Below are 14,184 nucleotides of genomic sequence, written 5' to 3' on the forward strand. Positions count from 1 at the left end.
CTGCGGCGCCCTCGTACGTCTTGCCGTCGTCGACCACCGTGGCGTCGCCGGTGAACGCCGTGACCGCGGTGGCGGTGTCGTGGGCGCGGTGCGCCGTCAGATAGCGGGTGATCACCTCGGGCAGGGCGTCCAGGGCGATGGTCCGGGGCTGGTTGGCGTGCATGGCACTCCTTGTGGAGGGGGTGATGGTGGGGACGGGACAGACGGTGGGGGTGGTGCCGCCGTCTATGACGTGCTCGGCGCCGACGATGGCCGAGGCGCGGTCGGAGACGAGGAAGGCGACGAGTTCGGCGACTTCCTCGGGCCGGTTGGGGCGGCCGAGCGGGATACCGCCGAGGGAGTCCATGAGCCGGACCAGCGCCGCCTCCTCGGTGATGCCTGCCTCGCGGGCGATCCGGACGACGAGGTCGTCGGCGGCCGACGTCTGGACGAAGCCGGGCGAGACGGAGTTGCCGCGGACGCCCTGCGGGGCGACCTCGTTGGCCAGGCCCTTGCTGTAGGTGGTCAGGGCGGCCTTGGCGGCGGCGTAGGCCAGGGTTCCGTTCCACAGCGGCATGCGGCGCTGGATCGATGTGACGTGCACGATCACGCCCTTGCCGGCGGCGATCATGTGCGGCAGGAGGGCACGGTCCAGACGGACGGCGGCCAGCAGGTTCGTGTTCAGCTCCCTGCTCCAGTCGTCCTCGCCGAGCGCCGCGAAGCCGCCGGCAGGTGCCCGGGACCCGCCGAGGGTGTTGACGAGGATGTCGACACCGCCCAGACGAGCGCCCGCCTCCGCGACGACGTGGGCGGCACCCTCGGCGGTGGACAGATCGGCTCCGACAAAGGTCTTCTCCTCGACGTCGCCGGGGCGGCTGCGGGCGGTGACGAGCACGGTCGCACCGGCCCGGGCGAGGCGTCCGGCGATGGCGGCCGATGACGCCTTCGACGGCTACACCCGCTTCGACCAGTTCCAGGAGAGCCTCGGCATCTCCTCCAGCATGCTCACCACCCGGCTCAAGACACTCGTGGAGGACGGGCTGCTGGAGCGCCGGCCCTACCAGACCAACCCCGTCCGCCACGAGTACGTACTGACTGAACTCGGTTACTCCCTGCGCCCGGTGATCGTCACCCTGGCCGCGTGGGGCAACTCCCGGCTCCCGGCGGCGGAGCGCAGCATGATCCTCGTCGACGCGCACAGTGGCCAGGAGGTCGAGCCCGTCGTGGTCGACGCCAGGACCGGCCGTCGGCTCGACGACAGCGACGACTATGTCTTCGCGGCGGGGCCGGCGGCCGGCGATGCCATGCGCAGCCGCTACGCGACGCGGCCGGGGAGCCCGGCCGCGGAGGCGTAGGGCGTGGGTGCCCAGCGGCGTTCGGGCCACCGGTGACGAACGAGCCGAGGCCGCCGCGTCACCCGAACCCGCTCGGTCGTCGCCGGGCCGGTGTTCTCCGGTGGGCGCGGCAGACCTCGTCCTCACGTGCCGGACGCCTCAGCTCGTGAACATCGCGGTCCCGTTCACCCACGTTCCGGTGACCGCTCCGGCCCGCTCCGAGGCGAGGAACGCGGCCAGTTCCGCGACCTCCTGGAGCCGCGGTGACGCGGGGAGCATGCGCAGGCCGTCCAGCGTGTCGAGGATGCCCCGCAGTGCCTCGGGACTCGCCATCGCCGGGTTCACGGCGCCCAGCTTCTCCGGTGTCAGGGTCTCCGGTACTCCGGCCACCCACAGTCCGAGCGCCCGTACGCCCTTCGGGCCGAGCTCCTGTGCCAGTGCGCGGATCAGCGTGTCGATCGCCGCGTCCGCGGGGCACGTACCGCCCATCATCGGACTGGCGTGCGCTGAGCCGCTGTTGAGGGCGAGGATCACTCCGGAGCCCTGCTCGGCCATGCGGCGGCCCGCGGCCCGGGCGGTGATGAAGTTGGTGGTGATGCCGGCGGTCACCGGGGCGGTGTAGTCGGCCACCGACATGTCCACTACGGGCGTGCCCTGCACGTCGTTGCGGGTGATGAGGTTGAAGGAGATGTCGACCGAGCCCGCGTCCGCCAGCACGGTGTCGGCGTGCTCCTCCACCGACCGCTCGTCGAGTGCGTCGACCACGGCCGCGTGCGCCCGGCCGCCTGCCGCCTCGATGTCCTTGGCCACCGCCTCCAGCTTGGCCGCCGTGCGCCCGGCGAGGAAGACACGGGCGCCCTCACGGGCGAAGGTCCGGGCGACGGCACCGCCGATGCCCCCGCCGGCCCCGTAGATGATCGCGTTCTTGTCCTGCAGCAGCATGATGGCTCCTGGTCCGCAGCTGTCGTGATCCGAAGATGTCGGCCATACAGACGCACGGCGGACGCGTCAGTCATCGCTCCTGTTCGGAAATCTTCAGCGGCAGCCCGAAAGCCGGCAGCAGGTGCGGCTCGAACGTGGTGATCTCCGCGATGCGGCCGTCCTCGATGCGCAGGACGTCCAGGGTCTGGGCGCGGTAGACGGTCGTCCCCGGCCGCTGGACGTATCCGCCCACCGCCGGGGACCCGTTGGCCCAGGTCGGCAGGTGACGCCACTTGCCGAAGTACATCGGGGAGGCCGGGTCGAGGGTCTGGCCGACGAAGGCGAGAATCGCGTCGCGTCCGACGAACCAGAACGGGTTCGGCGGCATGGTGAGTTTCGCGTCGGCGGTCAGCAGCTCCGCCATCGCGGACAGATCGAGCCGCTCGGCCGCGTCCCGGTAGCGCTCGACCACCTCGCGCTCCTCCCGCGTCGGCGCGGCCGCAGGCGCCCATTCCGTACGGCGGCCCGCGGGGAGGTGCTCGCGCAGTGCGGGCCGGGCGCGTTGCAGGGCGCTGTTGACGGAGGCGGTGGACAGGTCCAGCAGCCCTGCGGTCTGCGTGGCCGGCAGGCCCACCACGTCCCGCAGGATCAGCACCGCCCGCTGCCTCGGCGGCAGATGCTGCAGCGCGGCGAGGAAGACCAGTTCGACCGTCTCCCGCGACAGCGCCTGCGACTCGGGGCCCGCCTCCTCGGCGGGGATGTCGGCGAGCAGCTCGTCGGGGTACGGCTGCAGCCACTCGATCCGTGTCGGCGGCTCGCCCTTGCCGTGTTCCATACCGGGCAGCCGCTCGTACGGGTGCGGGGTTCGCTGGTGGCGGCGCAGGTGGTCCAGGCAGGTGTTGGTGGCGATGCGGTACAGCCAGGTGCGTACGCTCGCCCGGCCCTCGTACGCCTCCCGGCTCCGCCAGGCCTTCAGGAACGTCTCCTGGACCAGGTCCTCGGCCTCGTCGTACGAGCCGGTCATGCGGTAGCAGTGCACCTGCAGTTCGCGGCGGTACGGCTCCAGGAGCTCGGCGAAGCCGGAGTCGGTGTCGGTCTGCTGCGGCACGACGATGCCTCCCGGGCGGCGGTGTCTCGGGGCTGATGCGCCGTCATTGTGCCAGCCGGGATGCCGCGCGAAGGGCGTCGGCCGTGGTGCCGCGCCCTATCGCACACCGCGAGCTCACCGAGGCGGCTGAATGCATGGGCGGGTACGCCGACACCGGGGCGTTGTCAGTGGTGGCAGGCAAGATGACGGGCATGACGACACCAGCTGCAGTGATCGTGGATGCCGCCGCCTACGCGCAGGCGGTCGAGGACGCGGTGAAGGCTTCGGCCGCCTACTACGCGGGCGGCACCTCGGTGCTGGACGACGACTCCTACGACCGGTTGGTGCGCGGGATCGCGGCGTGGGAGGCCGGCCATCCCGACGAGGTTCTGCCCGATTCCCCGAGCGGGAAGGTCGCCGGGGGCGCGGTGGAGGGGGATGTGCCGCACACGGTGGCGATGCTGAGCCTGGACAACGTGTTCTCGGCCGAGGACTTCACCGCCTGGACCGCGTCGCTGGCCCGGCGCATCGGCCACGAGGCGGAGCGGTTCAGTGTCGAGCCGAAGCTGGATGGTCTGGCGATCGCGGCCCGCTACACGCGCGGGCGTCTGGACCGGTTGATCACCCGGGGCGACGGCACGGCCGGGGAGGACGTGTCGCACGCGATCGGCACCATCGAGGGACTGCCGCAGGAGCTGGCCGAGCCGGTCACCGTGGAGGTGCGCGGCGAAATCCTCATGACCACCACCCAGTTCGAGCACGCCAACGAGGTGCGGACCGCGCACGGCGGGCAGCCGTTCGCGAATCCGCGCGGCGCCTCGGCGGGCACCCTGCGGGCCAAGGAGCGTGCCTACACGGTGCCGATGACGTTCTTCGGCTACGGCCTGCTGCCTCTTGCCGACACCGAGGCGGAGCTCGCGGAGCGGCTGGGCGAGAGCGCGCACAGCGATCTCATGGTGCGGGCCGCCGGGCTCGGGGTGAACACCACCGCGACCACTGCCGTGCCGGGCGTCACCGCGGAGACCGCCGAGCAGGTGCTGGACCGGGTGCGCGAGATCGCCGCGCTGCGGGCAGAGTTGCCGTTCGGGATCGACGGCATCGTCATCAAGGCGGACCTGGCCGCCGACCAGCAGGCCGCCGGTTCCGGTTCACGCGCCCCGCGCTGGGCGATCGCCTACAAGCTGCCCGCCGTGGAGAAGATCACCCGGCTGCTGGAGGTCGAGTGGAACGTCGGCCGCACCGGCATCATCGCCCCGCGCGCGGTGCTGGAACCGGTGGAGATCGACGGCGCCACCATCACGTACGCCACCCTCCACAACCCGGCCGACATCACCCGCCGCGATCTGCGCCTGGGCGACCACGTCATGGTTCACCGCGCCGGTGACGTCATCCCGCGTATCGAGGCCCCGGTCGCCCATCTACGCACCGGTGACGAACAGCCCATCGTCTTCCCCGAGGTGTGCCCGCGCTGCGGTGCCGGCATCGACACCGGCGAGCAGCGCTGGCGCTGCGAGAACGGCCGCAACTGTCACCTGGTCGCCGCCCTCTCGTACGCCGCCGGCCGCGACCAGCTCGACATCGAAGGCCTCGGCCACACGCGCGTCGTGCAGCTCGTCGAGGCGGGCCTGGTGAAGGATCTCGCCGACCTGTTCTCCCTCACCCGCGACCAGTTGCTGGGTCTGGAGCGGATGGGCGAGACCAGCACCGACAACCTCCTTGCCGCGCTCGACACGGCGAAGGGGAGACCGCTGTCGCGGGTGCTGTGCGCACTCGGGGTCCGCGGCACCGGCCGGTCCATGTCCCGGCGTATCGCCCGGTACTTCGCCACGATGGACCTCATCCGCGCCGCCGACGCCGAAGCGATGCAGCGGGTCGAGGGCATCGGCACCGAGAAGGCCCCGTCGATCGTCGCCGAACTTGCCGAGCTGGCCCCGCTGATCGACAAACTCGCCGCGGCCGGGGTGAACATGACCGAGCCCGGCGCCACCCCGCCCCAGCCGGCCGCGGAGAGCAACGAGGACAGCGGCGAGGGGAGCGTCGCGGAGAAGGGCGAGGAGAGCGGTGCGGGCGAGGCGGCCGGGCCGCTCGCGGGGATGACCGTGGTCGTCACCGGTGCGATGACCGGGCCGCTGGAGAAGCTGAGCCGCAACCAGATGAACGAGCTCATCGAACGCGCCGGGGGCCGCTCATCCTCCAGTGTCTCCAAGAAGACCACTATGGTCGTCGCCGGTGAGGGCGCCGGATCCAAGCGTGCCAAGGCCGAATCCCTCGGCGTCCGGCTGGCCACGCCCGACGAGTTCGCCGCCCTCGTCACGGACTTCGTCGACTGATCCCGTGCTCGTGTGAGCGGCGTAGCCCGGCGTGGGACCGATGAGTTTCTCCCGCCGAGGTCGTCCTACATCCGACGAGCGTCGGCGAGTGACAAGGAGGAGATGTCCACCATGGACGGATCGGCACGGCAGGAAACCTTGGAGAGGCTGGACGTTCTGGTCGGCGAGTGGGTGGTGGAGGCCGACTTTCCCGGCCTGGACACGCCTGCCGCGCGCAGCGTCTTCGAGTGGACCCTGGACGGACGTTTCCTGGTCCAGCGCACGGAGATCTCGCTGGCCGAGGCCCCGGACAGCATGGCGATCATCGCGACCGACCCGGAGACGGGCGCGTACACGCAGCACTACTTCGACTCACGGGGCGTCTCCCGGTTGTACGCGATGAGCTTCGCCGACGGAGTGTGGCGACTGCTGCGCGAGACGCCGGACTTCTCGCCGCTGGACTTCCGGCAGCGGTTCACCGGACAGGTCGGTGACGACGGCACCACCATTCGTGGCACCTGGGAGACCTCGCACGACGACTCGACCACCTGGGAGCACGACTTCGCGCTCACCTACCGCAGGAGTCTTTGAGATGGCGTTCAGCGGATCACCGGCCGAGGTCGCACGCGGCATCGTCGACGCGAACAGGTACATGGTGCTCGCCACCGCCGACCACGCCGGAATGCCGTGGAGTTCCCCGGTGTACTTCGCCCACCGCGGATACCGCGAGTTCTTCTGGGTCTCCTCGCCGCGGGCCACCCACTCACGCAACATCGCCGTACACCCTCAGGTGGGCATCGTGGTCTTCGACTCCTCGGTGGCGATCGGTACCGGACAGGGCGTGTACATGTCCGCCGTCGCTGCCGCGGTGGACGCCGCGGACGCGGAGGACGCGCTTGCGGTCTTCTCCCGCCGCTCGGTCACACATGGCGGCCGGGTGTGGACGGTCGACGACATCGAAGACGCTCAAGGCGTCTCCGGTCTGGCCCTCTACCGCGCGGTCGCCGATGAGCATTCGATGCTCGCCAAGGACGGGCAGCCGGATCATCGCGTGCCTGTCGAGCTCACTACCTGATCGCTCGCGTGCGGGGGGTTCAGGGTCCGAACTCGATGTCGGCGGCGATCGGGAGGTGGTCGCTGCCGGTGGCGGGCAGGGTGCGGATGTCGGTGACCACCATCGAGCGGGTCATGACGTGGTCGATACGGGCGACGGGGAGGGTCGCGGGCCAACTGAAGGCGAAGTTTCGCCCTGTCGAGTCCAGCCGCTCGGTGACCGGGTCCAGCCCGCGGTCGTCCACCGTGCTGTTGAGGTCGCCCAGCAGGATGACCTTGGCCAGCTTCTCGGCGGCGATGGCCTCGCCCAGCAGGCCGGCGCTCTCGTCCCGCCAACCGGAACCGAGGCCGTTCCATCGGATGCGGACCGAGGGCAAGTGGGCGACGTACACCGCGATATCGCCCTGTGGCGTGCGTGCGGTGGTCCGCAGGCCGCGGTTCCAGCCCTCCGGGATCCCCTCCGGTTTGATGTCCACCGGCCGGACGTCCGACAGCGGATACTTCGACCAGAGTCCGACGGTTCCTTCGACCGCGTGGTGGGGGTAGTCCGCTCCTAGAGCCGATTCGTAGACGGACAACGCGGAGGGCGTCAGCTCCTCCAGAGCGACGACGTCCGGTGCGGCCTCGATCAGGGCACTCGCGGTGCTCTCGGGGTCGCTGTTCTCGTCACTGACGTTGTGCTGGACCACCACGATGTCGTGCGCGTCACGGTCTTCCCCGGCCGGCACCATCCCGCCGAAGAGGTTCCCCCAGACCGCCACGGGCAACAGCAGGGCCACCAGCGCGACGGCCGAGCGGCGCAGCAGCGCCAGGACGAGCAGCAAAGGTACGGCCAGGCCGAGCCAGGGCAGAAACGTCTCCAGCAGGCTGCCGAGGCGGCCCACCGCATTGGGCACGACGGAGTGGAACGCCATCAGCCCGGCGGTCAGCACGGCAAACAACGCGAGAACACGCCCACGAGCCCAGGCCGACCGGCTTCCCGTGCCCTTCCCCAACCGCCGCCATTCAACGGCCCTCAGCCACCGGCGGACCGCCACGGCCTTCGCCCCCGACGCCACCCGGCTGTTCGCCTGCTCCCCCACGTCCCGCCCATCTGCCCCGGCCCCGTCCCCGCGCCACATCCATGAGCACGATGTGCCCTGTACGACGCGCAGTCCGAAGATCAGGTTCCAGTGGGCGAGCAAAGGACCCTCAAGGCAGCGGCCGGCGAGCGCCTCTCGGCCCGAGTCCGGTCCCCTGCGTCCAAGGCTGCCGATCAGACCGGAGCCCCACCGAACCCGATCTCGTTCCCCTCGGGATCGTGATACGTGGCCTTGCGCACACCGTTGCCGTACGTCTCCCGCTTCGTCGGCTCGATTCCCCGGTCGGCCATCCCTGCCACACGGGCGTCGAAGTCATCGACGAAGACGGTGTGAAGGGCGTGGCCCGCATGCTCAGGCCGATGCTCGACGGCCACCGAACGATGCTCCGCGAGCTCCCACACAGCCTCGGTGTCGCCGGCTACGTATGTCGGCGGAGTTCCAAACAACCGCTCGTACCAGGCCAGCGCCCTCGCGTAGTCACTGACGGGAATCCCTGCAAACAGGTCGACGGCCATTTGGCCATGCTAGCGAGGGAGCCCCACTCGGGCCGAGCGTCCCGCAACTGATCGCCTCGAAGCAGGCGGCGCCTCTGCTCAGCGACAATATGGACGGCCTCCGCCGGACAGATCGACGTGCACGAGACTGTCCTGTGTGAGTGCGCCTCGTTGTTCGTCGGCTGTGTGTCGGCGGGCGTTGACCCGGGAGGAAACGACAGCATGATCATCTTTGGTACCAAGGGATATCTGTACCAGCTCGCGATACTGACGCTGGTGTGCGGGCACTGCGGCAATCCCTCCGCGCACACGCTCAGGAAGCGCGTCACGAAGTTCACGCTGTTCTTCGTGCCGCTGTTCCCGTTCTCGACGAAGTACCAGACGCAGTGCACCTTCTGCGGTGCGGAGCAGAAGGTGACCAAGGAGCAGGCGGAGCAGCTGCAGGCTCAGGGTGCGGGCGGTCAGGGCGGTCAGCCGTACGGGCAGCCGCAGCAGCAGCCGTACCAGTCCTGAATCGGGCCGGGAGCGAGGGCGAGGGCAGGTCGCCGGCCTGGGCGGACAGCGCCCGGGCCGGGACCGGCGGACCTCAGGAGAGCCCACCCCAGCCGGAAGGCGTTGGCCCCGGTATCTGCCTCAACACCGCTGCGGGCCGCCAGTGGTCAAGATCAGGACGATGGTCGGATCAGGAAGGTGACGGAGAGCCGTAAGGCATCGGGGCGTGGTGGACATTGCTGGGCATGAACGCGGATGAGCGGAGTGAACGGCTGGAGCAGTTGTTCCGGCAGACCTTCCGCCGGGTGATGGCGTACTGCCTGCGCCGGGCGAGTGAGGCGGCGGCGCACGACGCGGTCGCCGAGGTGTACGCGGTGGCCTGGCGCAAGAGGCGGCAACTGCCCGCCGATGACGAGGAAGCAGTGCTGTGGCTGCTCGGCATCGCACGCCGGGTGCTGGCCAACCAGGCGCGCAGTCAACGGCGTTGGGCTCGGCTGTTGATGCGGGTCGCCGAACGGGCGGAGCCTGATCCGCCGCCCGCCGCCGACCCGTATGGCGCGGAAGACGCGGGCGACGGCCTCGCGGCGGCCCTCGCACAGGCCTCGGACGCCGACCGGGAACTGCTGCGCCTCGCGTACTGGGACGTCCTGTCCCGCAACGACATCGCGACCGTGCTGGGCATCTCCGTCGGCGCCGTCGACACCCGCCTCCACCGGGCCAGACAGCGACTGCGTCAACGCCTCGCCACGGCGAACCCGCACCAGGATCCGTCAAAGGAGAAGGACCATGCTGAGCGATGACGTGCTCGATCGAATGCTCCGTAACAGCGATCCGGATCCCGGCGACTCGGCCACGGACCCCAACTCGCCCACCGCGGAACGGATTCTCGCCCAAGTGCGCCGACGCACCCGGCAGCGGCGCAGGCGCACCCTCATCATGGCTCCGGTGGTGGCGCTGGTCGTGGCGGGCGCGACCGCGGGGACGTACGCCTGGGTGGCCGGCGACGGCAAGGGACACACCCTGGATTCGACGGGACTGGTCTGCGTGGGCCCCGCCCAGGGGGATGCTGTCGTCGGCTTCGACCCCGGGGCGGACGATCCGGTGGCCGTATGCCGACAGCAGTGGTCCGGGATGTTCGGCCAACCGGCGCCCGACGTGCTCACCGCATGCGTCGACAGCTCTCTGCAGGGTTCCATCAAGGTCTACCCCGGCGGCAAGGACCAGTGCGCACGCCACCGTGCCGACCCCTACCTCGGGCCGACGCGGGAACAGCTCGGCCTCTCCCGCCTCCGTGCCGACCTCAAGGAACGCTTCGCCGATCGCACCTGCATCCCCCACCCCGAGCTCAGGAAGGTGATGAGCGAGCTCTTCACCCGGTACGGCCTCGACGGCTGGGAGGCACGCCACTTCCAGACGGCCGACAAGGAACCGGAGGGCCCCTGCGCGGACATCGGCCTCATCGACGAGCCGGAACGCGTCATCTTTCTCGGGGATCACAAGAACGGCACCCCCGTCCACTGGCCGTAGGCCGCCCCAGGCCCGTCCGCTTCGGCGTCCGGCCCGCAGTCCTGAGCCGGACGCCGTACAGACGTCGCCGCCGCGCACGCCCTGTTCACCGCGATCGCCGGAGCGCGGCGTTCGGGGATCGAGACCCTGCCCTGCCGGGTGGTGATCAGGGGGTCGACGGCGCCCCTTTCCTGAGCAGGAAGAAGCCGGCCCGCGGCGGGCGAGCGGACGGTTCGGCGGTTTGCCGGTTCAGCCCTGCACTGGCAGGAAGTAGCGGAGTTTCTCCTTGGCGCGTGCGCCGAGGCGGTCGTAGAAGCGGATCGCGCCCTCGTTCCACGCGGGGGTCTGCCACTGGACCTCGGTCAGACCGAGGTCCCGTGCCTCGGCCACCACTGCGTCCATCAGCGCGGCGCCGAGGCCCAGGCTCCGGTTGCCGTCGCGGAGGAAGAGACATTGCATGGTGAGGTACTCGCGGCCCTCCCAGGTGGAGAGTTCGGGCGCGCAGGTGGCGTAGCCGACGACCTCGCCGTCGGGCAACTCCGCCACGAGGCACCGCAACCGCGGTGTCGGCGTGCCGAAGAGGAGGACCTGGAGCCGTTCGGCGAGGTCGGGAACGGGCGGTGCGGACTTCTCGTACGCGGCGTGTTCCGCGGCCAGTTCGGCGACACGCTGCAGGTCGGCGGGGCGTGCGTGCCTCACACGTGGAGCGCCGGTCATCGGACGTCTCCCGCCGTGGTGTCAGCACCCCACGCGGCCAGCCGATCCGTGACAGGGCCACTGCCGTCAAGAACGTGCCGCGTGAACGCGTCGCGCTCATGGGCCAGGACGGCGGCCTCCCAGACGCAGGGGGCGAGGCCGACCCGCCCGGGCCGCAACAGGTCGGGCTGTCCTGCCGGACCGGAGAAGACCGCCAGGTCGGACATGTACCCCTCGATCCAGTCGGAGACAAGGACATAGTCCCCGTCGCCTCCCGCGTGCACGAGCAGGACGGCGAGTCCCAGCGACCCCCGGATGCGCCCGAGCGCCAGATGCGCTCCGGCGATCCGCAGCGCCGCCGCCTCGTCCCGCTCCGTCACGACGCGCCCCGGCGCCTCGATCGCGTACACCTTCACCAGATGCCCACTGGCCTCGCGGGTGCCCAACGCCCGTGTCCCGCGGGCGTGGTATCCCTCGGCCAACGCGAGCAGCGCCTCCGCGTCGACCGCCGTCGGCAGTTCCTCACGATCACTCATCCGGCCATGATGCAGGGGTGGGCCTCGTCCGTCTCCATCACCCGGACACCAGGTCCGCCAACGCCGTGAGTGTCCGCTCCCCCGCCGGGTCACCCGCGGTAGCAGGCACAACCGCGATCTCGTCCAGGCCGGCCGCGGCGTACGCGTCGATGCGGGCACGGACGGTCGGGGCATCTCCCACCAGGGCGAGCGTGTGGGCGGCCTCGGGTGGGAGTGCTGCGAGGAGGGTGTCCGCGGTCGCGTCGGAGCGGGCGAGATCGACCGCCTCGCCGAAGCCGGCCGCGGCGAACACGTCGTTGTATCCCGGAACGGTCAGATAGCCGACGATGCTCCGCAGGATCTGCCGGAGGGACTCGGGTTCGGGGTCGACGGCCGCGGGCAGCCAGGCGCCCAGTCTCGGCGGTGTCCGTCCGGCGAGCTCGGCGGCTGCGGTCAACTTGGCGCGCAGGGTGCGGACTTGTTCCGGGGAGACGACGTCGAGCAGCATGCGGTCGGAGTGTGCGGCGGCCGCGGCGATCGCGCGGTCCCCGAACGCCGCCACGGTGAGCGGGCCTCCGGGCGGCTGCTGACGTCGGCGGAAGGTGCTTCCGGGCACGATCTCCTCGCCGGTTTCGCCGTGCATCAGGCCGCGTACCGCCTCGGCGGACTGTGCCAGTGCGGCGGCGGGCCGGGTGCGGGGCCGGCCGTGGACGCCTTCGACCACCCGCTTGCTGGACGTCCCCAGCGCCACCCCGACCGGTCGGCCGATCACCGCGGCGGCCGACGCCGCGCCTCTGGCGATCGTCAGCGGGTCCCGTACGGAGACGGGGACGGGTCCGGCGGTCAGCGTGACGCGCTCGGTGGCGAGCCCGATCGCCGTGGCCAGTACGAACGCGTCCCAGGTGGGCCCCTCACCGGCCCACACCTCGCGGTATCCGAGCCGGTCGGCGAGCGCGGCCACCCGCAACGGCTCGTCGACCGGGCTGTCGTCCTCCCGTGCCGCGGCAACCACACTGATGTCCATACACAGCACGGTAGTTGCTGCCTGCCGCTCGACGGCCCCGACAGGATCATCGGACGAGGGCGTTGTTACCGTGCACCGATGGCACACTCTTCACGCGACACCGCCGAGGGCGCCGGCTGGGGCACCGCGGAACGCGGCTACTACAAGCAGCTGATGCCGCACCGGGTCGAGAAGCTCTCCTGGCTCAACCCGAAGACGCTCTGGCCCGCCCGCAACGGCGTACTGGCCTCCTGGTTCGGCGATCCCACCGGCCGGACCCGCAACCGCTGGGTGGAACTGCGGACCGTCGCTCGGGCACCCGCCGACAAAGTGGTCCGGCGCAACGATCCGGACCACTTCTCCTTCATGGTCATCGGGGACACGGGAGAGGGCGACGACCCGCAGTACGCCGTCGTCCCCGGCTTTCTGAAGGTCAGTCAGGACACGCGGTTCGCGGTTCTCGCCAGTGACGTGGTCTATCCGGTCGGCACCACCGACGACTACGGCACGAAGTTCTACCGCCCGTACAAGGACTACCAGGCACCCATCTACGCGATACCCGGCAATCACGACTGGTACGAGGACCTGCAGGGCTTCATGCGGGTCTTCTGCGAGGCCCCGCCCCTCCCGCCGGAAGACACGCCCCGCACCCTGACGCCCGCCTGGCTGCGGTCGCGGCTGTGGCACAAGCCGCGTGCCATCGACGAGCAACGCCTGGCCGAGGCAAGGAAGTTGCGCTCGGCGCCGGCCCAACGGGCTGTGCAGCCCGGCCCGTACTGGGCCGTCGACGCCGGGCCGGTGCGCATCATAGGTATCGACACCGGTCTGCTGGGGACGGTCGACGCCGATCAGGGCCGCTGGCTCCGTGAGGTGTCGAAGGGAGACGCCCCGAAGATCCTCATCACCGGCTCGCCCTTGTACGTGGACGCCGAGCATCACCCCTGCCCGATCGACGGCGGCGGGACCGTCGACGACATCGTGCGCGACCCGGACCATCACTATGTGGCCGCGATAGGCGGTGACATCCACAACTACCAGCGCTATCCGGTGACGGTGGACGGCCGCACCATCCAGTACGTGGTCGCCGGAGGCGGCGGAGCCTTCATGCACGCCACGCACACCATTCCGCGCGTCTCGGTCGCCGGTGTCTCCGAGGACGACTTCCGCTGCTACCCGCTGCGCGGCGACTCGCTCGCCTTCTACAGCAGGCTCTACGGACGCCGGCTGCGCATGCGGCGCTTCTTCACTCTCACCGAGGGCGAAGCCACCACTGTCATCGCGAAGCGGCTCGGTATCCGCCCGACCCGCGCTCAGGTCTCGCCCGCTCGCGTCACCCTGCGTACCCGCCTGGTCGCGAGTCTGCTGGGCGCCGGCGGCCGTCCGGACCGCACCGCCCGCTTCCGCCTCCCCGTGCGCAAGGCGTATACGCAGCTGCTGTCCCCGGGGTCGGCGACGTACAGCCCGCCGTTCTTCAAGTGTTTCCTGCGCCTGGACGTCACTCCGGACTCGGTCAGGTTGCGCTGCTTCTCGGCGACGGGCAACCGGCAGCAGGAACTCGACCCGCCGGTCGAGGACGAGGTGACCATCCCCCTGTAGAAAGGCTTGCGTCTCCCTGCTGCCTTCCGCCGGGCTTCCGTCCCCCGAATGGCGGAACGGGGCGGACGGGCAGACGATGGAGAGGAGAGGTTCGGCCGGGTCGTCGCGAGGCGGTGA

Annotated in this window: 15 protein-coding genes and 1 pseudogene; 8 read left to right on the plus strand and 8 right to left on the minus strand. The window is 70.6% G+C overall.

Translation table 11 applies throughout. The annotated features are described in order from the left end of the window. Positions 1 to 202: 202 nt before the first annotated feature. Positions 203 to 928 (minus strand): annotated as a pseudogene (locus ACZ5VQ_RS33050) (SDR family oxidoreductase); the annotation flags it as partial. Here ACZ5VQ_RS33050 and ACZ5VQ_RS33055 point away from each other — a divergent pair. Further along, positions 906 to 1,334, plus strand: coding sequence for a winged helix-turn-helix transcriptional regulator (locus ACZ5VQ_RS33055; RefSeq protein ID WP_469108151.1), 429 nt, complete (start codon positions 906 to 908; stop codon positions 1,332 to 1,334). The pseudogene ACZ5VQ_RS33050 and the gene ACZ5VQ_RS33055 sit on opposite strands and share 23 nt — an antisense overlap. Positions 1,335 to 1,472: 138 nt before the next feature. On the opposite strand, the gene ACZ5VQ_RS33060 is transcribed toward ACZ5VQ_RS33055, so the two are convergent. Continuing rightward, on the minus strand, positions 1,473 to 2,255 hold the full coding sequence (locus ACZ5VQ_RS33060; protein ID WP_469108152.1) for an SDR family NAD(P)-dependent oxidoreductase: 783 nt from the start codon (positions 2,253 to 2,255) through the stop codon (positions 1,473 to 1,475). 70 nt (positions 2,256 to 2,325) lie between these two features. Further along, positions 2,326 to 3,342: a sigma-70 family RNA polymerase sigma factor gene (locus ACZ5VQ_RS33065; RefSeq protein WP_469108153.1), complete on the minus strand. Its 1,017-nt coding sequence runs from the start codon at positions 3,340 to 3,342 to the stop codon at positions 2,326 to 2,328. Between the two features lie 191 nt (positions 3,343 to 3,533). On the opposite strand from ACZ5VQ_RS33065, the gene ligA reads away from it, so the two are divergent. The 3 genes from ligA (at position 3,534) to ACZ5VQ_RS33080 (ending at position 6,705) form a co-directional block, all read left to right on the plus strand. After that, the gene (gene ligA, locus ACZ5VQ_RS33070; protein WP_469108154.1) at positions 3,534 to 5,651 is read left to right on the plus strand and encodes an NAD-dependent DNA ligase LigA; all 2,118 of its coding nucleotides are present in this window, start codon (positions 3,534 to 3,536) and stop codon (positions 5,649 to 5,651) included. Positions 5,652 to 5,753: 102 nt separating this feature from the next. Beyond that, the gene (locus ACZ5VQ_RS33075) at positions 5,754 to 6,221 is read left to right on the plus strand and encodes a hypothetical protein (protein ID WP_469108155.1); all 468 of its coding nucleotides are present in this window, start codon (positions 5,754 to 5,756) and stop codon (positions 6,219 to 6,221) included. A gap of 1 nt (position 6,222) precedes the next feature. Then, entirely contained in the window at positions 6,223 to 6,705 is a 483-nt protein-coding gene (locus ACZ5VQ_RS33080) for a pyridoxamine 5'-phosphate oxidase family protein (protein ID WP_469108156.1), read from the plus strand. A gap of 19 nt (positions 6,706 to 6,724) precedes the next feature. On the opposite strand, the gene ACZ5VQ_RS33085 is transcribed toward ACZ5VQ_RS33080, so the two are convergent. Continuing rightward, a complete protein-coding gene (locus tag ACZ5VQ_RS33085; RefSeq protein WP_469108261.1) occupies positions 6,725 to 7,597 on the minus strand; it encodes an endonuclease/exonuclease/phosphatase family protein in 873 nt (290 codons plus the stop codon). A gap of 341 nt (positions 7,598 to 7,938) precedes the next feature. Further along, positions 7,939 to 8,280, minus strand: a complete 342-nt coding sequence (locus ACZ5VQ_RS33090) for a VOC family protein (protein WP_469108157.1) — start codon at positions 8,278 to 8,280, stop codon at positions 7,939 to 7,941. A 201-nt stretch (positions 8,281 to 8,481) separates the two neighbouring features. Between ACZ5VQ_RS33090 and ACZ5VQ_RS33095 the strand changes: the two genes are divergently transcribed. From ACZ5VQ_RS33095 to ACZ5VQ_RS33105, 3 genes are all read left to right on the plus strand, one after another. Continuing rightward, positions 8,482 to 8,772 (plus strand): zinc-ribbon domain-containing protein, encoded by a 291-nt coding sequence (locus tag ACZ5VQ_RS33095; protein WP_189841982.1) that lies wholly within the window; start codon positions 8,482 to 8,484, stop codon positions 8,770 to 8,772. A gap of 224 nt (positions 8,773 to 8,996) precedes the next feature. Continuing rightward, positions 8,997 to 9,551 (plus strand): RNA polymerase sigma factor, encoded by a 555-nt coding sequence (locus tag ACZ5VQ_RS33100; RefSeq protein WP_469108158.1) that lies wholly within the window; start codon positions 8,997 to 8,999, stop codon positions 9,549 to 9,551. Continuing rightward, the gene (locus tag ACZ5VQ_RS33105; protein ID WP_469108159.1) at positions 9,538 to 10,278 is read left to right on the plus strand and encodes a hypothetical protein; all 741 of its coding nucleotides are present in this window, start codon (positions 9,538 to 9,540) and stop codon (positions 10,276 to 10,278) included. Before ACZ5VQ_RS33100 ends, ACZ5VQ_RS33105 begins: the two co-directional genes overlap by 14 nt. A gap of 228 nt (positions 10,279 to 10,506) precedes the next feature. Here the strand turns inward: ACZ5VQ_RS33105 and ACZ5VQ_RS33110 are convergent, their stop codons facing one another. Genes ACZ5VQ_RS33110 through ACZ5VQ_RS33120 form a run of 3 tightly spaced genes read right to left on the minus strand, consistent with a single transcriptional unit; the run spans position 10,507 to position 12,492 of the window. Next, on the minus strand, positions 10,507 to 10,974 hold the full coding sequence (locus tag ACZ5VQ_RS33110; protein WP_469108160.1) for a GNAT family N-acetyltransferase: 468 nt from the start codon (positions 10,972 to 10,974) through the stop codon (positions 10,507 to 10,509). Continuing rightward, positions 10,971 to 11,489: a hypothetical protein gene (locus tag ACZ5VQ_RS33115; RefSeq protein WP_469108161.1), complete on the minus strand. Its 519-nt coding sequence runs from the start codon at positions 11,487 to 11,489 to the stop codon at positions 10,971 to 10,973. Before ACZ5VQ_RS33115 ends, ACZ5VQ_RS33110 begins: the two co-directional genes overlap by 4 nt. 37 nt (positions 11,490 to 11,526) lie before the next feature. Further along, entirely contained in the window at positions 11,527 to 12,492 is a 966-nt protein-coding gene (locus tag ACZ5VQ_RS33120) for an LLM class F420-dependent oxidoreductase (protein ID WP_469108162.1), read from the minus strand. Between the two features lie 78 nt (positions 12,493 to 12,570). Between ACZ5VQ_RS33120 and ACZ5VQ_RS33125 the strand changes: the two genes are divergently transcribed. Then, positions 12,571 to 14,067, plus strand: coding sequence for a metallophosphoesterase family protein (locus ACZ5VQ_RS33125; RefSeq protein ID WP_469108163.1), 1,497 nt, complete (start codon positions 12,571 to 12,573; stop codon positions 14,065 to 14,067). The last annotated feature ends 117 nt before the right edge of the window (positions 14,068 to 14,184 follow it).

It is taken from the genome of Streptomyces sp. NPDC033178, from assembly GCF_055577685.1.